The sequence below is a fragment of the Mucilaginibacter corticis genome (assembly GCF_007558865.1).
Lineage (GTDB): Bacteria > Bacteroidota > Bacteroidia > Sphingobacteriales > Sphingobacteriaceae > Mucilaginibacter > Mucilaginibacter corticis.
The window spans coordinates 68,101-88,912 of record NZ_VLPK01000001.1; the positions used below are offsets into that span (position 1 = coordinate 68,101).

The 20,812-nt window shown below is 43.7% G+C and carries 15 protein-coding genes; 6 read left to right on the forward strand and 9 right to left on the reverse strand.

Annotation, left to right across the window (positions count from 1 at the left end):
• Nucleotide 1: 1 nt before the first annotated feature.
• Together FO440_RS00245 and FO440_RS00250 are read right to left on the reverse strand one after the other, a co-directional pair.
• On the reverse strand, nt 2–1,774 hold the full coding sequence (locus FO440_RS00245; protein WP_246104143.1) for an alpha-L-fucosidase: 1,773 nt from the start codon (nt 1,772–1,774) through the stop codon (nt 2–4).
• Between the two features lie 37 nt (nt 1,775–1,811).
• Nucleotides 1,812–3,164 (reverse strand): Gfo/Idh/MocA family protein, encoded by a 1,353-nt coding sequence (locus FO440_RS00250; RefSeq protein ID WP_144246228.1) that lies wholly within the window; start codon nt 3,162–3,164, stop codon nt 1,812–1,814.
• 418 nt (nt 3,165–3,582) lie between these two features.
• On the opposite strand from FO440_RS00250, the gene FO440_RS00255 reads away from it, so the two are divergent.
• Entirely contained in the window at nt 3,583–6,315 is a 2,733-nt protein-coding gene (locus FO440_RS00255; RefSeq protein ID WP_144246229.1) for a TonB-dependent receptor, read from the forward strand.
• 151 nt (nt 6,316–6,466) lie between these two features.
• Nucleotides 6,467–7,021 (forward strand): hypothetical protein, encoded by a 555-nt coding sequence (locus FO440_RS00260; protein ID WP_144246230.1) that lies wholly within the window; start codon nt 6,467–6,469, stop codon nt 7,019–7,021.
• Nucleotides 7,022–7,109: 88 nt separating this feature from the next.
• Here FO440_RS00260 and FO440_RS00265 read toward each other — a convergent pair whose 3' ends face one another.
• Nucleotides 7,110–8,132, reverse strand: a complete 1,023-nt coding sequence (locus FO440_RS00265) for a hypothetical protein (protein ID WP_144246231.1) — start codon at nt 8,130–8,132, stop codon at nt 7,110–7,112.
• Between the two features lie 7 nt (nt 8,133–8,139).
• Entirely contained in the window at nt 8,140–9,855 is a 1,716-nt protein-coding gene (locus FO440_RS00270; RefSeq protein ID WP_144246232.1) for an ArnT family glycosyltransferase, read from the reverse strand.
• Between the two features lie 98 nt (nt 9,856–9,953).
• Here FO440_RS00270 and FO440_RS00275 point away from each other — a divergent pair, with 98 nt between their 5' ends.
• Complete coding sequence (locus tag FO440_RS00275; protein ID WP_144246233.1) at nt 9,954–10,412, forward strand: DinB family protein; 459 nt, start codon at nt 9,954–9,956, stop codon at nt 10,410–10,412.
• Nucleotides 10,413–10,769: 357 nt separating this feature from the next.
• Here the strand turns inward: FO440_RS00275 and odhB are convergent, their stop codons facing one another.
• The 3 genes from odhB to FO440_RS00290 form a co-directional block, all read right to left on the reverse strand.
• Nucleotides 10,770–12,323 carry a 2-oxoglutarate dehydrogenase complex dihydrolipoyllysine-residue succinyltransferase gene (gene odhB, locus FO440_RS00280; RefSeq protein WP_144246234.1) on the reverse strand — a complete coding sequence of 518 codons (1,554 nt, stop codon included), beginning with the start codon at nt 12,321–12,323 and terminating at the stop codon, nt 10,770–10,772.
• 92 nt (nt 12,324–12,415) lie between these two features.
• A complete protein-coding gene (locus FO440_RS00285; protein WP_144246235.1) occupies nt 12,416–15,214 on the reverse strand; it encodes a 2-oxoglutarate dehydrogenase E1 component in 2,799 nt (932 codons plus the stop codon).
• A gap of 364 nt (nt 15,215–15,578) precedes the next feature.
• Nucleotides 15,579–16,886 carry a DASH family cryptochrome gene (locus FO440_RS00290; protein WP_144246236.1) on the reverse strand — a complete coding sequence of 436 codons (1,308 nt, stop codon included), beginning with the start codon at nt 16,884–16,886 and terminating at the stop codon, nt 15,579–15,581.
• 189 nt (nt 16,887–17,075) lie between these two features.
• Here FO440_RS00290 and FO440_RS00295 point away from each other — a divergent pair, with 189 nt between their 5' ends.
• The 3 genes from FO440_RS00295 to FO440_RS00305 are packed head-to-tail and all read left to right on the forward strand — an operon-like array spanning nt 17,076 to nt 19,729.
• Nucleotides 17,076–17,735, forward strand: coding sequence for a TetR family transcriptional regulator C-terminal domain-containing protein (locus FO440_RS00295; protein WP_144246237.1), 660 nt, complete (start codon nt 17,076–17,078; stop codon nt 17,733–17,735).
• Nucleotides 17,725–18,387 (forward strand): HAD family hydrolase, encoded by a 663-nt coding sequence (locus FO440_RS00300; protein WP_144246238.1) that lies wholly within the window; start codon nt 17,725–17,727, stop codon nt 18,385–18,387. The genes FO440_RS00295 and FO440_RS00300 overlap by 11 nt, the downstream gene beginning before the upstream one ends.
• A gap of 7 nt (nt 18,388–18,394) precedes the next feature.
• A complete protein-coding gene (locus FO440_RS00305) occupies nt 18,395–19,729 on the forward strand; it encodes an ABC1 kinase family protein (RefSeq protein ID WP_144246239.1) in 1,335 nt (444 codons plus the stop codon).
• A 21-nt stretch (nt 19,730–19,750) separates the two neighbouring features.
• On the opposite strand, the gene FO440_RS00310 is transcribed toward FO440_RS00305, so the two are convergent.
• Together FO440_RS00310 and radC are read right to left on the reverse strand one after the other, a co-directional pair.
• Entirely contained in the window at nt 19,751–19,969 is a 219-nt protein-coding gene (locus FO440_RS00310; RefSeq protein ID WP_144246240.1) for a hypothetical protein, read from the reverse strand.
• A 119-nt stretch (nt 19,970–20,088) separates the two neighbouring features.
• Nucleotides 20,089–20,787, reverse strand: coding sequence for a RadC family protein (gene radC, locus FO440_RS00315; RefSeq protein WP_144246241.1), 699 nt, complete (start codon nt 20,785–20,787; stop codon nt 20,089–20,091).
• Nucleotides 20,788–20,812 lie beyond the last annotated feature (25 nt).

The window sequence follows — 20,812 nt, forward strand, 5'->3', positions numbered from 1 at the left end:
TTTATTTATCGAAATTGAAATGAACCTCACGTAAGTTAATATGCTGCCAGTTTTCTGCTACCGGCGTGACAGTAATAGTATTTATACCGGGTTTATCGATTTTTATAAACCCAAAACCATGTAATGTGTAATGTCCATCACTACCTGTATTAAGAATATTTCCGGTTAAAGTTTGGTTGCCAACCTGAATAAAAATTTTATTACCTTCTGACGCAGCGGCTACAGGCGCTGCAACCGCATAAGTTCCGGGCTTAGTTATTTTAATTTGCCATGAAGCAGTAGCTTTCGGATTTGTCCAGTAACCCAGGTTGGGCGGGTTATGTTCTGACTGCACACCGCCTTTGGTATCGGCATCATCAGGATTTAAAACAAACGAACCATCAGCATTGGCCGAAGGAATCACCGTTTCTACGTCGGGTTTACCTTTGATCTGCAGTTTAATAACTGTCGCGTTTTGATCAAGAGCAGACCCATATAACGCTAATGATAAACCTTCATTAACTCCTCTTATTTCTAAACTACTTCCAGTTGCCAATACTGTTGCTGATATCGTTTTGTTTTTTAAGCCCGGCACTATTAAATCATGATTGGCCGGCCAATCAAACACATGCAAATAAAGTATGGTATTGCCATTTGGCAGTTCTTTTGTAGTAACCCTGCCCCATGTCAGTTTTTTGAATGGACTAGCTGTTGTGCCATAAATAGCTTCACTATTCACCTTCATCCAGGCACCCATATCTTTTAAGCGCTCTACACTTTGCTCCGGAAATTCGCCTGTTGATTTAGGGCCGACATTCAATAGATAATTACCTCCTTTTGAGGCAATATCAATTAAATTACGGATCAATGTTTTGCTCGACTTCCAATGATCGTCATAGGTTTTAAAGCCCCAGGTGTCATTCATCGTCATACAGGTTTCCCAGTATCGGCCGGGGATACCGGTAGCCGGTATATATTGCTCAGGCGTTTCCAGGTCGCCTTGAACATCGCCCCCTAAGCGGTTATTGGTAATAATGTTTGGATGATCTTTAAGAAGCGGCGTGATCTTAGCGGCGCGCTCTTTGGTCATATCTGTAGGCACGTCCCACCAAAGCTCGGCCACATCGCCATAGTTGTTTAAGATCTCTTTTATCTGTGGGATAGCCACTTTATCAAGGTAAGTATCAAAGCTGCCATCCTGCTTTTTGTCCCAATGGCCGCCCGCTGCCGCACCGCCCGGATTGTTCCAGTCGTTAGCCTGCGAGTAATAGAAACCCAGCTTCATGCCATATTTACGGCAGGCATCGGCCAGCATTTTTATTACATCTTTACCATAAGGTGTTCTTTTAACAATGTTCCAGTCGCTAGCTTTCGAGTCGAACATGGCAAAACCGTCGTGGTGTTTGGTGGTTATAACAATGTATTTTACACCTGTAGCTTTAGCCAGTTGCACCCACTTTTCAGGATCGTAGGCTGTAGGGTTAAAATCTTTGGCGTACGCCTGGTAAGTATCCACGGGTATCTTGCCATCATGCATGATCCATTCGCCCAAACCGGGCATCTTTTTACCGTCATACACACCCGCAGGAACACTATATACTCCCCAGTGAATGAACATACCGAAACGAGCCTTGCTCCACCATGCCATACGCGAAGTTTCTACAACAGCATGTTTAGCAATATTTTTTTTAACTGCCGGATGTTTTACAGGCACATCGCCATTGGTCATCCCCGAGCATAATATAAAAGCAGCCGAAGCCAATAAGGCGCTGCCTAATCCAGTGTGTTTCCGCATGAATTAATTGATTTGGTTATCGGTTAAATATAACAAATTAAACTTTAGGCGCCCATCCCGGCTCGTAAGTGCGGCTCCATAATTTTTGTGCTTCCGGGTCATTCAATATGTGCGCGTTCTTAGGGTCAAGATGCAGGTCACGGCCTACGCGCCATGAAATATTACCCAGTTGCATAGCCACCACACTCTTGTAACCCAGCTCTACATCGCAATTTGGTTTTTTATTATCGCGGATGCTTTCTAAAAAGTTAGCCACGTGCATGCTGTCCATACCCAAGCTCGGGCTGGCGGTATTACGCCCCTGGATAGAAGCGTCCTCGGCAGGGCCTTGTTTTTTTACCTCTTTTATCATCTTGCCATCAAGGTCATACACCTGGTATTCTTCACCATCGGTATTAATGCTGCCTTTGTCGCCGTAGAAGATCACACCACGGTCCTGGCCTTCGATCTTTTTACCGTTCGAACTGCGGTTTTCCCACATCAGCATCACACGATTTGGATATTCTAAAGTTACAATTTGTGTATCCGGAGTTTCCCAGGCATCCTGGTATTGGTACCTGCCGCCCATTGATGAAACGCGGCTTGGCAGGTCGACACCCAATCCCCAGCGGGCAAGGTCAACCTCATGCGTGCCGTTGTTCAGCGCCTCGCCTGTACCGTAGATCCAGCGCCAGTGCCAGTTATAGTGGATCAACCCGTCCTGGTAAGGCTGGCGCGGGGCTGGCCCTTGCCATAGCTCATAGTTCAACCAATCGGGCACTGCAGCAGGTTTTAAGGTTAGCGGTTTACGGTTATTGGTATACCATGCTTTGGCAAAACCTACCCGGCCTATAATACCGTCATGCAATTCCTGCACGCATTGTATAGCCAATGGTGCCGACCGGCGTTGAGCGCCCATTTGTACTATGCGGTTATATTTGCGCGCGGCCTGTACAGCCAGTTCGCCTTCATGCGGGTTATGGCTCAGCGGTTTTTCAACGTATACATGTTTACCTGCCTGGCAGCCCATTATAGCCATTGGCGCATGCCAGTGATCAGGTACTGCAATATAAATGGCATCGATATCTTTGTCCTGCATTACCTTGCGCACGTCGCCTTCACCTTTTGGCGAAGTGCCACCTGCAGCCGCGGCTACTTTTTTCTGCGTAACGGGTATTGTTCTTGAATCCACATCGCACACGGTATTTACCAGGCAGTTGGGTTGTTTGGCAAACGTGGTACACATGCTGCCGCCACGGCCGTTAAGCCCTATAATAGCTACGTGAATACGGTCATTAGCGCCAATTATCCGGTTATAGCTTTTTGCGGTAAAGCCAAAAGTATGGCTGCCTAAAGCCAGGCCGCCGGTAGTAATTGCCACTTTTTTTATAAACTCTCTTCTCTTCTCCATGAGTGAAACAGTATGGGTTTAAAAGTATATTGGTTTGGATAATAAAGTTACAATTATTTAAATACCCTGCTTAAAAACAGGCCTGCGTGTTTTGTAATAATTTGGATAGTTAGGATTTAGAGATTGCGATAAGAGCTTAGTGATCAGATCGATGCATTTCGTCCCTGCTTTTCTGCCTTTCGTCCCATTTGTTTCAGGGCTGTATAGTACGGGCCTATCTTGTACTAAATTAAACTTAAATGTTATGAAGCCAGTATGTATCTTACCCCTTAACCTCGTGTTGGTTATCTATTTACATCATATTAAAATTATCATTATTTATTTAACCCTATTTAACATTTCAAGGGGTTGACATATTGATGCAATTGTCTACATTCGTTATACATCACAACTATAAACCATCTAAACCTCACAGTTAATGCGTACTATACCTATGTCGTATGCAAACAAGCTGATTGTTTGTATCCTTTTTTCTTTGTTTTCTGCTGCGGCTTTTGCTCAAAGCAAGGCTTCTGTAAGCGGAAAAATTGTTGATTCGGCTTCAAAAGTACCGATAGAACATGCCACGGTGGCGATAGTCAGCGCCAAAGACACCTCGCTGATATCCTACACTTTAACGCAAAGCAACGGCGCTTTCAAACTTTCAGGATTGCCTGCGGGGATAGAAACCAGGCTGATCGTATCGGCCATGGGTTATACCGGTTACAGGAAAGCCTTCGTTTTCAAACCCGGCGAAACTAAAAACCTGGAAACCATTCCTCTTCCTATCAGAACTTTAAGGGAAATTGTTATAAAAGGCGAACGGGTGCCCGTAGTGATAAAAAAAGACACGCTGGAGTTCAGTGCCGAAGCCTTTAAAACCAGGCCGAATGCCGTTGTTGAGGATCTGCTAAAACTACTGCCCGGTGTACAGATCAATATGGATGGCTCTATACTGATCAACGGCAAAACGGTTAGCAAGTTATTGATAGATGGTAAGCGTTTTTTTGGTGCCGACCCTACCATAGGCACCAAAAATCTTGATGCCGAACTGGTGGACAAAGTACAGATCTATGACGACCGTGAAGAAGATCCTGACCATAAACTGACCGACCTTGAAGTAAGTAAGATCATCAATCTTAAAATGAAAAGCAAGATCAAAAAAAGCACCATTGGCAAGGTATATGGCGGCGAAGGCACACGGGACAGGTATGAAGCCGGCGGCATTGTGAGTACTTTTAGAGATACACTCCAAATAAGTGTGATAGGGCTTACCAACAACTTAACCCGAACTGGTTTTTCTTCAAGCGAATTGTCAGGCATGGGTGGTTTTAACCGATCAGGCGGCAGTACGCAATACGATGGTACATTTGGCGGAAACGGTGATGGTGGTATTGAACGGATGAGGTCTGCCGGTATCAACCTCAATAACGATTACGGCAAGAAGCTAAAAACCAACTTCATGTACTTTTATTACAATTATGTAAAAGATTACAACAGCAAATCGTTAAACGAGCAAAACCTTAGCCAGACTTTACTGACCACTCAAAATGCCAACATAAACCAACTAAGGCAAAGCAGGCATACAGGCAGTACATTAATTGAATGGGCGCCGGATACGGTACAAAAGATCAGGTTCGAGGCCCGCCTGGATATTTCGCCAACCAGCAGCGATGCCAACGGAACAACCAATACTTTTAACAGCCAGATACCCAATATAAGCAACCTGTTTACCAAAACATCAAGCATTAGCCAGGTGAACGAGTTTACAGACAATTTACTGTATTACCGCAAACTCAAAAAACCGGGCGCATCGCTTACCATCAATCAATCTTTAGATCTGAAAAATTCAGGGTCTGACGATTATAACTTTAACAACCTGCAATCATTCACTACTGATGTGCAATCATCATTGCTGGACAGGTATGCCAATACCATAGGCACTTATTATGTGGCCCAGCTTTCGGCAACTTATAATTATCCGTTCAGTAAAAAAGTAAGTAACGAGTTGTTGGTGCAATCAAGATATTTCGAAACATCAAGCAAACTGTCAACCTTCGACAAAAGCGCGGATGGTAACTACGATGCTTTCCTTGATGACCAAAGTAATAACCAGTTGAGAAATCATTTTATCGAGAACGTGCGGAACACGGTAAGCATCCAGATCAAAAAATCTATGTTAAAGCTGGGCGTTGACCTTGAGCTGCAGCAGCTAACAGATAATTTTCATAATACCACCACTCCAACATCAACCAAGTATTATAATTACCTGTTCCCCATTATAAGGTTTAACGCTAAGGATTTCTCTATCAATTATTATGAGCAGGCTAACCCGCCCGTTTTCACCCAAATATCGCCTATCACACAGCAAATAAGCCCTACCTATACCTTAACTGGCAACCCTAACTTAACGGCAGGACTTGAGCGTCATTTAAATTTTAATTATTATTCTTATAATAATGATAAGCAATCTTATATCAGCATGTGGGCCAATGGTACTGTGGCCAGCAATAACTCAGTACAGGTGCAAACCAAGGATGATAACGGCTTTGTAACCGCAACCTACGCCAATAAAAATGGGGGCTGGAGGGCATACATGGGCATAGAAGGTGGTAAACAATACAAAAAATCGCAAACCTGGCAGGTAAGCCTTAATACCGGGGCATATGGTAACTATAACCAAACCGCGTTTTACTTTAACGGCGATGGCGGAACCCAGTTTAATTACGGCATAACTGCCGGGCAAAACATCGGTATTAATTATAAATCTATCGCAAACCTGAGTACTACTTATTATTTAACCGCTAACCTAACTAATTATAAAGGGGTTGATTATCCTTCTGTTACTTTTTTACACCATACTGTAACTTCTGTAGCATCTGTAAACTGGCCCAAAAATTTGATCTTTGATCTGCAATACCGCTATAATTACAATCCGCAAATACCTGCCGGGTTTTCCAGAAACATTAACGTGCTTAACATGGCAGAAACATTTATGTTTTTAAAGCAGAACCGGGCGCAATTTAAACTATCTGTTTATGACCTGTTTGACCAAAACACATCAAACTACCGCTACGCCGCAAATAATTCGGTTACAACAGGCCAAAATCAGATCTTAAAACGGTATTTCTTATTAACATTTCAGTATAAGATCAACACGATTAAAAAGTAATAGTTGATAAAGTTTAGTAGTATACAAAGCAAAAACGGTGCGCCATAAAATTTTTATACCTTTGGCGTTTGTATTACATAAACTGTAATAGATTAACTTTTTTGCCGTTACACTACTTAATTATCAATCTATATCATCAAATCTAAACACAATGAAAACCAAAACACCAAAATTATTTATCACCGTTTTTGCAGCTTTCACTTTATTTATTTGCAGCAACGCTAAAGCACAATCTACAGAAAAAAGCAACCTTCGCTTCGGTATCGGGATAGATGGTTTGTTACCTGTTGGCGATCTTTCAAACACCGAAAATTTTGCCTTAGGTATTACCCCAAGGTTACAATACAGATTGTCAAGCACCGTGTCTTTAACTTTAACCAGCGGTCTTTACCATTTTTTCCCAAAATCGGTAACAATTTTTGATCTTAACAACAATCCTATAGGAACTGCTAAATACAAATCTGATATCATCCCGGTAAAAGCCGGCGCTAAATTTTTCCTAAACGAGAATATTTATTTTGGCGCAGAAGGCGGCGCGGGTTTCCAGGTAGCTGAAGGCGGCGGACCGGTTGCCCTGATCCTTGCACCGGGTATAGGCTATGCCAACAAGAAATGGGACATCAATGCCCGTTATGAAGACTTTACCAGCAACGGCCATAGTTCAGGCGTTGTAGGCTTGCGTATAGCTTATGGCTTTGGTTTGTAAACTAAAGTTATTTCATAAAAAAGGCCAACCGGTGGGTTGGCCTTTTTTATGGTGTTAAGCTATGATATTTGATAGTATGGCCTGTTGTTTAAAACCGTTTCAGCACTTTCCTGCCCAGATCATAAGTAACCCTGAAAACTTCCTGGTTATCATTAAATTGCCCCGGCGAAAAATGGAAACTGGCAACAAACTGCCCTTTTATCCTGTCAAACAAAAATGGTGTCCAGCTTAGATCTATACGGTTATAGGTTGGTTTTGAATAGTACGAATCGCCATATTCAATGGTACTACCCTGCCCGCGGTAAAACTCTTCGTACAGGCCAAATCTATGGTAACCCAGATAGGCGGCAAATACAAACCCTAAAGGTTTTTTAAAGCCATCTACCCCGCGTTCGCGCTGTAATGACATTAAGCCGCCTGCCTCGATGGTCAGCGAGTCTAAAACCGTTTTATGGCTAAAATCAAGCCCTAGTTTCACTTCGCCGCCGCCGTTATCATTTATATGATCATTGGCTACAGTTATCTCCGCACCGGCATCATGCATCAGGAAAAAATAATGCGATACATAAAATGGCCCGTAAGGATTGGGGCTATATTTTCCTGAAAAGCCGAATAAAAACTGCTCGCGCTGTGTAGTGGTTTGCCTGCTTACCCAATCAATCCAGCCGGTTTCTGTAAACCCGGCGGTTTGGTAACGTGCCAATAAACCTTGAATATTTGGGCGATAATATTGTAAAGTATCATTCAACAAAGCCCGCGGATAATCGCTCAGCAAACCCTCACGCGGAAATTCGCCTGCATAAAACTGCCATTTAGCACTTTGAAACTTATAATAAGCAACCGGGTCAACCTTGCCAAAAAACGGGATTGCGCCAAACTCATGCAGTGCATTTGCGCCCACAATAAAGCTGTTAAGGCTATCAAGGTGCAAGCCAAAATCAAGCGTGGTGCGTGTGCCCGAATAGGTGCGTGAGCGGGGCACAAAAGCTTTGTATTCGCGGTTGTCTAAAAACCCCAGACCGTTAAAATTAACATCTAAAGTTTGCTGGGCCAATGCCGCTGTACTTGTAATTACCGAAATAATAAAGAGTAGGTAAACCTTTTTAATCATAGATAAATTATTTAATTTCAAGATCGATGATCCTGCTGTTTTTGCTCCCTAAAAATGGTGTGGTACGTAATGAAAACATCAGTTCATATTTACCTTTTGTTTCAGGAACAATCATGTGAAACTTATAGTGTGTGCTCTCGCCGGGTTTTAAAACAATACTATTAAAATCGTCGCCGCTTTTACGCGCATACATCATCCCTTTGATGGTAAAAAAGCACGCGCCCATAACCACTTCGTTTTGCGCGCCTTTGTTACTAAAATCCACGGTGTAAGGATATGGATTTGCGATGGTTAAATCAATAGCCGTTTCCTCACCCGCAAGTAAATTTAAATGGGTTTGTGCCGTAGTGATCGTTATCTTTTGATAAGTGCGTACATCATTAACCCATTTGCCATACCAGTTACCTGCTTTTATCTTTATGCTATCGGTAATTGTTGGGTTATTAATATTGGTAAGATAAAAGGCACGCTTGTGCTGCATATCGTCTTCAATAGGCCAGATATCGTATTGTGTTTGCCGGTAATAACGCGAATCGTATGAGAATGCTTTTAAACTGTTGGTGTAGTAGTTGTATTTTGACGGATTTTGAAAACCGTTCTCCATGATCACATAATTATCCCCGGCTTTTTGTTTTATAACACCTGCCCACTCTTTAAAGCCATAATAGCTTTTTATCTGTCCGATCTGGGTAATTACCGGCCAGGCGAACAATACCCCCATACGTAAGGTAACAATAAATGCCACATTAATAATGGCTACCGTATTAAACCATTTTGGAACGTTGGCCAATTGTTTAAAACGGATCAGCGCCAGCATAACTAATGATGCAAAAGCGATCAGCGTCCAGTGCGGTTGTGCCTCGCCCCTGAAAGTTGAGAAAAAGAAAAACGCAAAGGTCCCTATCCCGTTTACTAACAAGCAACGGATGAAAGCATCTTTTATCTTGATAGTAAAGGCCGAATAAAACACAAACCAACCGATAACAGGCCCGGCCATTAATAATTGACCCGGGATATATAGGTAACTATTTTCGGGATTATAGATCTTTACCGCCTGCTCATACAAGTGATAATTTACAGACGGGTAACCATGTGCAGCCTGCCATAAAATATGCGGGATATATAGTATCGCCGCGAATATGGCGATTGCCCAGAATGTCGGCCGTTTTAACAATTTGATATTGCTGATCACCGTAAAGCTTATCAGCAGTACAGCATGGTATTTACTGTACAGCATAAAAGCTACTACCACGCCTAATATCAGCGCCAGCGTCCAACTGTCTTCATCAATATACTTCTGGTAGAAATAATAGAACAGCACAGCGGAGAAAAACAAAGGCGCATCGGGCGTGGTGGTAAAGCCGTAAATATGGAATATGAAGGTTCCGGATATTACCAGGATGAATGCCCACACATTTACCGCGTATTTTTTAAGAATGAGCCACAATACATAGATACTCGCGGTACTGGTAAGCACAGTCATGAGCCGCAGCCCCAGCTCGTTGTGCATAATGCTGTCGCCAATGCGGATAAACAGGGCCACCATTGGCGGGTGGTCAAAGTACCCCCAGTCTAAAAACCGCGAATACATCCAGTAATAAGCCTCGTCGGCGTGGACCTCTAATGTGTAGGCTTGTATGGCGTTTAAAATCGTCCAGCACAACAAAAAATACCAAATGGGTTTGTTGGTTTGTTCTGCTTTTTGTGTGGACGATGATAACATTAAACGAATAGATTCAGCCTGCAAAGGTATACAAATAATTGCTGTGCCCTAATAAATGAATTTGCGGATAAGCCTTACATTAGCCAAAATTTTAAATCATGACCAAAGCAATTGAAATTGTGAAGTTACCCCGGGTGCATTTGCTTGATGTAGTAAAAGACCTGAGCATTGAACAGTTAAACCACATCCCCGAAGGCTTTAACAATAACATTATCTGGAACCTGGCCCACATTGTAGCTACCCAGCAAAACATTTGCTACAAACGCGCGGGTTTAGATATCACCATTGAAGAACGATTTTTCACTCCGTTTTTATCCGGCACAAAACCTGAAAAATTTATTGATGCAGCCGATGTAGAGATCATAAAGGGTTTATTCTTCTCCACCCTCGACCAGTTAGAAGCTGATCTGCACAACGGCAAATTCACCAGCTATACATCGTGGACAACCCGTTACGGTAACGCCATTAACAGCGGCGAAGAAGCCGTAGCGTTTTTACCTTTTCATGAGGGATTGCATACCGGGTATATTTGGGCTTTGAAACGGTTAGCCCCCTAACCCCCTGAAGGGGGAATGATAGCGTGTTATATCTTATCCCGCGCGTCATTGAAAAAACGGAACAGAGGGGTATACTCGTTAAAGAGCATAAAGGCCCGCCAATTCGCCGGGCCGGGAGTCTGGCCTTGTGCGGATGAAGCGATCGAATTGGCTTGATGTTTGGTTACTTTGCATCTAAGGTAAAGTAACTGGCCTTAGCGGCCAAGAGCGTCACCAAAAGATAAATTAATAGTTATGTCCTACGTAGAGATTGCTTCGTTCCTCGCAATGACGCACGGATAATAAAAAGCAAAAGCCCGGCATAACCGGGCTTCCATATTTTAAAGTCTCCCCTTCCGGGGAGATTTAGAGTAGACATTACACCCCTAACAACAATCTTGCAGGGTCTTCCAGTAATTGTTTAACCCTTACCAGGAAGCTAACAGATTCGCGGCCGTCAACAATGCGGTGATCGTATGATAATGCTACATACATCATCGGGCGGATAACCACCTGTCCGTTTACTGCTACCGGGCGCTCAATAATATTGTGCATACCCAGGATAGCCGATTGCGGCGAGTTGATGATAGGTGTTGACAGCATAGAACCAAACACACCACCGTTGGTGATAGTAAATGTTCCGCCGGTCATTTCTTCTAATGATAATTTATTGTCGCGGGCCTTACCAGCTAACGCTACTACTGCTTTTTCAATTTCAGCAAGGCTCATGGCATCCGCGTTACGGATCACCGGAACAACCAAACCTTTTGGTGCAGATACGGCTATAGAGATATCGGCAAAGTTACTGTATACCACTTCTTCACCCTCAATACGTGCGCCAACTGCAGGCCAGTCTTTCAAGGCCTCGGTCACCGCCTTGGTAAAGAACGACATAAAGCCTAAGCCAACACCGTGTTTTTCTTTAAACTTATCTTTGTACTTGCTGCGGATCTCCATTATAGGCGACATATCTACTTCGTTAAAAGTAGTCAGCATGGCGGTTTCGTTTTTAACGGAAACCAAACGTTTGGCAACCGTCTTACGTAACGGCGACATCCTTTCGCGGCGCTCGCTTCTTTCGCCCGCTTTTACCGGTGGTGCTACAGGTGCGGCAGCCGGAGCTGCTTGTGCGGCAGCGGCTGCAACAGCCGTGCGGGTTTGCGGATTTTCAGACACCTTATCAATAGATAACGCGTCTTCTTTGGTGATACGTCCGTTTACGCCTGTACCGCTAACGGCGGCAGCGTCAACGCCTTTTTCTGCCAATATTTTTGCAGCAGCAGGTGATGGTGTGCCCGATGCATAATTTACAGCTTTCTCGGCAGCAACGGCAACAGGTGCAGCTTCTGCTTTAGCAGCAGGCGCGGCATCGGTTTTTACAGCTGCGCCAGCGCCTTCAATAGAGCAAACAACAGCACCAATGGCTAATACATCGCCTTCTTTAGCTATTGTTTTTAATACGCCCGCCTTCTCAGCAGTAAGCTCAAAAGTAGCTTTGTCTGATTCCAGCTCGGCAAGGGCTTCATCCATTTTTACGGTATCGCCGTCTTTTTTCAACCACCTTGATAAGGTTACCTCCGTGATCGATTCGCCAACCGGCGGAACCTTTATTTCTAAACTCGTTTTTTGATCGGCTACCGGTGCGGCTTCCGCTTTTGACGCGGCGGCTTCTACAGGTGCAGCAGGCGCGGCGTTACCGCCTTCGTAAATAGCACCAACAACAGCGCCAATGGCCAGTACATCGCCTTCTTTGGCTATTGTTTTTAATACGCCCGCTTTCTCGGCAGTAAGCTCAAAAGTAGCTTTATCAGATTCCAGCTCGGCAATAGCCTCGTCCATTTTTACGGTATCGCCGTCCTTTTTCAGCCACCTTGATACTGTTACTTCTGTAATTGACTCGCCAACCGGCGGAACTTTAATTTCTAAACTCATTTTAGGTTAGTTGTAATTTTTCATATAGGTTATAGTGGCAGTTTGGTGTGGCGTGATCTGCTCGAACCACAACACGCGTCACCCGCCACAGATCAATCAGCCCCGGCGGTAGCCATTTTCTCGGCTGTCGCTTTAACTGCTTCCTTTACTTTTTTGCCTGCCGGCGATTCAAATGCTTTTGATACGATATATAATTGCTGCGCGGCATGCTGTTTGGCAAAACCGGTAGCTGTACTTGCACTTTCATTACGCGATATAATATCAAACTTAAGCGCGTCTTCTGTACGTGACTTACGGTACAGGTAAGGCCATGCGCCCATGTTCTCCGGCTCTTCCTGAACCCAGATAAAGTCGGTTGCTTTGGTGTACCTGGCCCTGATAGCACTTAACTGCTGTACCGGGGTTGGATATAATTGTTCTAAACGAACTATCGCTACGTCTTTACGTTCATCCGCCTGTTGTTTCTCTAACAGATCGTAATAGATCTTGCCTGAACAGAATAATACGCGTTTAACTTTTTTAGCATCCGCGTAATTATCGTCAATAACTTCTTTGAAACCGCCATCGGTAAAATCAGCCAGTGGCGATACGCACTTAGGATTACGCAATAAACTTTTCGGCGTAAAAATGATCAGCGGCTTACGGAACTCACGATACATCTGCCGACGTAATATATGGAAGAAGTTAGCCGGTGTAGTACAGTTAGCTACCTGGATATTGTTATCGGCGCAAAGCTCCATAAAACGCTCGATACGTGCTGATGAGTGCTCAGGCCCCTGGCCTTCATAACCGTGAGGTAATAACATTACCAGGCCATTACCGCGCTGCCATTTAGTTTCGGCACTTACTATATATTGGTCAACAATGGTTTGCGCGCCGTTAAAGAAATCGCCAAACTGTGCTTCCCATATAGTCAAAGCGTTAGGGTTTGCCAAAGCATAACCGTATTCAAAACCCAAAACACCATACTCTGACAACAATGAATTGTAGATGCTGAATTTCTCACCTTCAATACTATTCATTGGTGTATACTCTTCTTCAGAATCGGCCAATGTCAATACCGCGTGGCGATGTGAGAACGTACCTCTTTTAACATCCTCGCCGCTTAAACGTACCGGATGCCCATCTTTTAACAAAGATCCATAAGCCATTAACTCGCCCATGGCCCAGTCAAACGTTTGGGTATCGTTCACCATTTTACCGCGTTCTTCAAAAAGCTTTTCGATCTTTTTAAAGAACACTTTATTTTTAGGCAGTTCGGTTAATTTTTTGCCGATAGCCAATAATTCGTCTTTAGCTACCGCCGTATTAACCGGGGCAATAAAATCCCGTTCGGTAGCCAGGTGCAGACCGTTCCAGGCACCTGCAAACATTGGTGCAGACTCTGTAAACCTATCCTGTGCTTTTGATTCGTCCAGCTCTTTTTGCAATAAGCTGCGGAAATCCTGCTCCATTTGTTTTACTTCGGCATCGGCAACAATGTTTTCTGCCATCAGCTTGTTCAAATAAACTTCGCGCGGATTTGGGTGTGCTTCTATCGCTTTGTATAATACCGGCTGGGTAAATTTAGGCTCATCGGCCTCGTTGTGCCCATAGCGGCGGTAGCATAATATATCTATAAATACATCGTCATGGAAAACCTGGCGATACTCCATAGCCATATTGATCACGTAAGCCAAAGCCTCAACATCATCACCATTAACATGGAAAACCGGCGATAAAACTGTTTTAGCCACATCTGTACAATAGGTACTTGAACGGGCATCAACAAAATTGGTGGTAAAACCTATCTGGTTATTAATAACCAAATGGATAGTTCCGCCTGTGCGGTAGCCATCCAATTTTTCCATTTGTAAAACTTCGTACACAATTCCCTGGCCAGCTACAGAAGCATCACCATGGATCAATATAGGGGCTATCTTGGTATGATCGCCATTGTATTTAAAATCAATTTTTGAACGGGTTAGGCCTTCAACAACCGGGTCAACCGCCTCTAAGTGCGACGGGTTAGGGCAAAGGCTTAAGTGTACTTTCTTACCATTCTCGGCCTCAACATCGGTTGAGAAACCTAAGTGGTATTTTACGTCACCGCCCGCGGTCGAATCTTCATCATAATTTTTACCTTCAAACTCAGAGAAGATCTCTTTGTAGGTTTTTTTCATGATGTTGGCCAGCACGTTTAAGCGGCCACGGTGCGCCATACCTATGGTAAATTCCTGAATGCCCAAAGTTGCCCCCTTTTGGATCACAGAATCCATAGCAGGGATCAAAGCCTCGGCACCCTCTAACGAGAAACGTTTTTGGCCCAGGAATTTAGTACCCAGGAAGTTCTCAAAAATAACAGCCTCGCTCACTTTGCGCAGCATCAGCTTTTTCTCTTCGACAGAGAAAGATGGCTTGTTGCGCTGGCTCTCCATCCTATCCTGGAACCATTTAACTTTTATAGGGTTACGGATATAGTGATATTCGGCACCGATAGGGCCGCAATAAGTTTCTTCAAGCATCTGCGCTATATCGCGCAGTTTTGACGGGCCCATGCCAACCTCAACACCGGCATTAAATACAGTGTCCAGGTCTGATTGCGCCAAACCAAAGGTTTCAAGCTCTTTGCCCGGGAAATATTGACGGCGCTCACGTACCGGGTTGGTCTTTGCAAACAGGTGTCCCCTGCCGCGGTAACCATCGATCATGTTGAGCACATTGATCTCTTTTAAAAAATGATCGGGTGTTTCTGCACTAACCGTTGGTGCCTGAGACCCGCGCCCAAAATCAAACCCCTCGAAAAATTTTTGCCAGCCAAATTCAACCGATTGAGGGTCTTGTTTGTAGGCTTCGTATAAAGAATCAATAAAAGCGGCGTTGTTACTGTTAATATAATTGAGGCTATCCATTGTGAACCAATCTTGATAATGCTACAAAAGTAAGCATAACGTATTGTAAACTTTAAATTAAATTGTAAATGATTTACCACTTTTTACAAAAAAAGTGTGCTTATTAATTAGACAAATCCGATGGGAATTGTTACGCAGTAGGTTTTTTTACTGAAAGATTTTTTTGAGGAAAGTGCCTACATACCCCAGGCCTTCAAAAAGCACGGCCAAAAGGCCAATCAGGATAGTAAATTGTTCGAAGGAGTTCATATATCAAATATACTAAGCAATAACGCCTTGCGTATCATTTTAGTATAATATTTTGGCGGGGATAAAAATCTCTGTTTAAATAAAGTATCACATTTTGTGATACCATAAGATTGGATTACACACTTACCGCATGCCCAACCGTCTCGGGTGCCCAGGTGCTGATAAATTCGCTTTGTGTTTCCAGTTCAGCAGCCGTTTTGGTGATGTTGAAGTATTTGTTATCGCGCGGGTCGTGGCCAAGGCCTGCTACAAAGGCCCAATTGCCCCAGTTGCTGGCCGGCGAATAATCGATCAGTTTCTCTTCAAAATAAGCGGCGCCTTTTTTCCAGTCCACCTCAAGATCGCGCACCAGGTAACCGGCTACCATTTGACGGCTAAAATTACTGATATAGCCTGTCGCGTTCAGCTTATGTATACTGGCGTCAATAAACGGGATACCGGTATTACCGCTCTTCCATTTATCAAAAAGCGCTTCTTTTTCTGCTGATGTTTCTGCGGCCTGCTCATCCGTAGTAAAATATTGTTTGCCGTGCTTTTTAAACATAAACCTGAAGTAATCGCGCCATAACAACTCAAGCTCAAGCATGCCGGTGTTATTTACGTTGTTAGACTGTTCATGCTTAACAACCGCCCAGTATACCTGCCGCATGGATATACAGCCCAACGCCAGCCACGGTGATAACTTTGATGAGCGGTCGACTGTTGCGCCGTTACGCCCTTTTGTTGGCGCTACCTGGCTGTTGTTGGTAAAATATTCTTCCAGCCGGGCAAGCCCTGCGGTTTCGCCGCCTGTAAATTTTATTTTAGCACGCGGGTCATCAACAGGCTCAGTTAACCCCAATTGCTGTAACGTCGGCAATTCGCCGGCGTCTGTTATTTCGGGGGCTATGATCTGTTCGGGTGTGCCAATACACGGGCGCACATTACTGTCGCGCTCTACTTTTTTCTTAAAAACGGCAAAGCTGTCTGGGATATCCTTTATCGGGAAAGGCAGGTCCTCTTTATGATAAAGTGTGTGCCCTATAAAATGTTTTAAGTTAAGCCTCAGGTTCCAGAGTGCGGTTTCAACCTGCTCTGAAATATCTGTTTCTTCGTACGCTACCTCACGGTGATGGTAAACCTCATTTACGGCATATTGGGCCGCAAGCTCAGGTAAAACCTCGGCAGGGTTACCTATGCGGATGATCAGTTCGCCACCCAGGGCCTTTAAATTTTTGCGGAGATCGGCAACAGACTCTAACAGAAATCTTGCCCGTAAAGCGCCTGTTTTGGGGGCGTTATTAATTGTGGTTTTAAAATAATAAGGATCAAAACAATAAACGGGCAGTACTTTATCAGCTTTGCGTGTCGCTTCTAACAATATTTCGTTATCGTGTATACGCAAGTCATTTCTAAACCAAACCAGTATCGTTCTTTCACTCATAAGATTTCAGCCACCCACAAATTTGCAATTTATTTGGTTTAATGTATAGTTTATCTCCAATATTTGACATCCACCCAACATTATGTGTTACCACGTATAAAACATCCGCCAAAATAAAGCGTTAATTTATAGATAAGTATGACATTAGTGAAATTGATTACCGTTAACTTTATCGTATAAAAATTTGTTATGGCAACTACAGAAAGCATACAAAAAGCATATATAGATTACGTGCTGACCGGGGGCGAGCAGCCTAAATCAGTATACATATTTGCCAAAAAGAACAAAATGCCCGAAGAAGAATTTTATAAACACTTTGGATCTTTTGACGCTATAGAGCAAAATATATGGGCAGACCAGGCCAGAAAAACCCTGGCCGAAATAAAAGGACAAGAAGTTTGGGGCCAATATTCGTCGCGCGAAAAAGCATTGTCTTTCTTCTATGCATTTTTTGAGTTATTGAAAAGCAGCCGCAGCTTTGCGGTCTACAGCATAAAAAAGCAACCAAAAGGTTTTACTACTCCCACCATATTTGCCGAACTAAAAAATATTTTTGAATGCTTTGCAGATGAGATACTAAAAGAAGGTATTGAATCGACAGAACTATCAGACCGTAAATTCTTTGCCAAGCGTTATAAAGATGCCCTTTGGGTGCAGTTTGGTTTTGTTTTACACTTTTGGATAAATGATAACTCTGCCGGCTTTGAAAAAACCGACGAAGCGATAGAGAAAGGCGTAAATGTAACGTTCGACCTGTTTCAACGTTCACCCATTGACAACCTGTTTGAGTACGGCAAATTTTTAGCCCAGCACGGTGGTTTAAAAGAAACAATGGGTTTTGGCAACTAAACAGTTCGCGGCAATTTTTGATATGGATGGCACTATGGTAGATAACACCCCCTACCATTTTAAATCGTGGCAGGCCATTTATAAAAAATACGGTAAAGGCGATATTACTTCAGAAACCTATAAAAGCCAGATAAGCGGGGTACCTATTATAGACACGCTGCGCGGATTATTCAGCGATGCCGATGAAGACCGGTTACAAGCCTTGCTTAAAGAAAAGGAAAGCCTGTACAAAGAATTTTACGGCCCCTATGTATCCGCGGTAAATGGCCTGGAAAATTTATTGATCGAATTAAAGGATTCCGGGGTAAAGCTGGCAATGGCATCATCGGCAACGATAGATGATATTGATTTTATATTAAGCCATGTGCCCGTAAGGCAATATTTTGATGTGATTATTGACGGCAACCGTGTTAGCAAGGGTAAGCCCAATCCGCAGATCTTTTTAAAAGCTGCTGCCGATCTGGGTATAGCGCCTGCGGATTGCGTAGTTTTTGAAGACTCGATAGCCGGTATTAAAGCAGCCAACGCTGCCGAAATGAAAGTTGTTGGCGTAACAACAGGGCATCCGTCGGCTAACTTACAACCGTCCAATCTTACTATAAAAGATTTCACGGAACTTGATCCGCAGAAATTGGCTAAATTATTTGAATAGATAAGTGATGAGTGATAACAAAGAACAAAATAGTATCCCCACCTCAAAGGTTGAACGTTCGGCAAAATTTATAAAAACCGGGGTTAAGGTTGGGGGTAATTATATTAAACATTATTCAAAAAAACTGTTTAACCCCGATCTGGACAGAACAGAACTGAACGAGGATAACGCTGCCGACATTTACCAGTCGTTAAGCGAGCTTAAGGGTAGCGCGCTTAAAGTAGCGCAAATGCTTAGCATGGATAAAAACCTGTTGCCGCAGGCTTATGTCGATAAATTTACACAGTCGCAATATAACGCGCCGCCGCTTTCGGGCCCGCTTATCGTTCAGACATTTAAGAAGTACTTCGGCAAATCGCCCGAACAGATCTATGACAAGTTTAATATCCGGTCGAGCAACGCGGCATCTATAGGCCAGGTGCATGAGGCTGAGTTAAATGGTAAAAAGTTGGCCGTAAAAATACAGTATCCCGGCGTGGGCGATTCCATATCATCCGATCTGAAACTGGTAAAACCCTTCGCGTTCCGCCTGTTGGGCATGAGCGAAAAGGAGCTTGACGTTTACATGCGCGAGGTTGAGGAGCGCCTGCTTGAAGAAACAGATTACGAACTTGAAGTACGCCGGTCGATAGAGTTTAGCAATGCCTGTGCTAACTTAAATAACGTAGTATTCCCTACTTATTACCCTGAATTATCCGGCAAGCGCATCATTACTATGGACTGGCTGGAAGGCAAGCACCTGCGCGAGTTTTTAGCTACAAATCCGTCGCAGCAGTTGCGCGATAAGATCGGCCAGGCTTTGTGGGATTTCTATAACTTTCAGCAACATGAACTGCGCGCGGTACATGCCGATCCGCACCCCGGTAACTTTATGATCACTGCTGATGAAAAGCTGGGCGTAATTGATTTTGGCTGTATCAAAGAAATGCCCGACGATTTTTATTATCCGTTCTTCTCTTTAACATCCACCAATTTATTTGAGAATAAAGAAGAAACTATTAAGGCATTCCGCAAGCTTGAAATGATATTGCCTAATGATAATGCCGAACAAATTGAGTTTTATTATACCATTTACAAGCAGATGATCAGCCTGTTTGCCAAGCCGTATATTGCTGATACCTTCGACTTTGGGCGTACCGAATTTTTTGACGAGCTTTTTGGCTTTGGCGAAAAAATATCAAAAATGCCCGAGTTTAAGCAGGCACGCGGCGTTAAGCACTTCATCTACGTAAACCGCACCAATTTTGGCTTGTACAACATTTTACATGAGCTTAAGGCAAAGGTTAAAACCGATACCTATAAGCCGCATGTTGTTGAGCATTTTGAGGTGGATGCAGTATAAACTACTAAGTTTTACGGACGCTTATTCATCATCCAGATCGTCATCATCCAGGTTAAGGGTGTATGATGATTCTGACGCGTCATAAGCTTGTTGCAAGCCGGCAATATCAGCTTCTTCGTCTGCCGCTTCGTATTCAGCGTCCTCATCAAAGCCGTTCGAGTGGATATCCTGCTGGCTTAATTGCTCATCGTCTTCGGTTTCTGAATCGTCAATTGGTAATTCGTCTTCTGGATTAATCATGGTTAGTTTGTTTTTAGTTATAGAACGCTGTAAAGCTTCACTTGTTTTCAATGTAAAAGTAGGCATTTATCAGTTTCGAATTAAGACAAATCCGAAATCGAACATCCGAAATCCGAAATCTAAATCACACCCTCATCCGCAAAACTATAAAACCCATCATTGGTCACTATCAAGTGGTCCAGCACTTTAATATCCAGTAAACGGCCGGCATTGGCTATTTTCTTGGTGAGATCAATATCCAGCTGGCTCGGTTTTAAATTGCCCGACGGATGATTATGCGCCATTACAATAGATACCGCGTTATTTTGCAGGGCGATGTTAAAGATGATCTTCGGGTCGGCCACGGTACCGGTTAAACCGCCCTTGCTGATCAACTCTTTAGCTGTTACCTTGCCGGCCTGGTTAAGCAGCAAGATCCAGAATTCTTCATGATTCAGGTCCATAAATATACGGCGCAGGATCTTGAACGCGTCTTTACTGCCGTTAATGGTATCTAATACCTTAGTCTCAGTTTCGTTGCGGCGGCGGCCTACCTCAAGCGCGGCTATGATTGAGATAGCCTTAGCCTCGCCGATACCCTTAAACCGCGACAACTCGGCTATGGATGCCTTACCCAGGTTATTCAAATCGTTACCGTAATGGTGTAAAATACGTTTGCTCAACTCAACCGCGCTTTCTGTGCGGCTACCAGAGCCTATCAATATGGCTATCAACTCGGCATCGGTCAATGCGCGTCGGCCCTGGGCGCTCAACTTTTCGCGCGGCCGGTCCTCTTCTGCCCAGGCTTTGATACTGATCTTGTTATCGTAGTTTTCCACTAAGATTTATAGGATTAAAAAATTA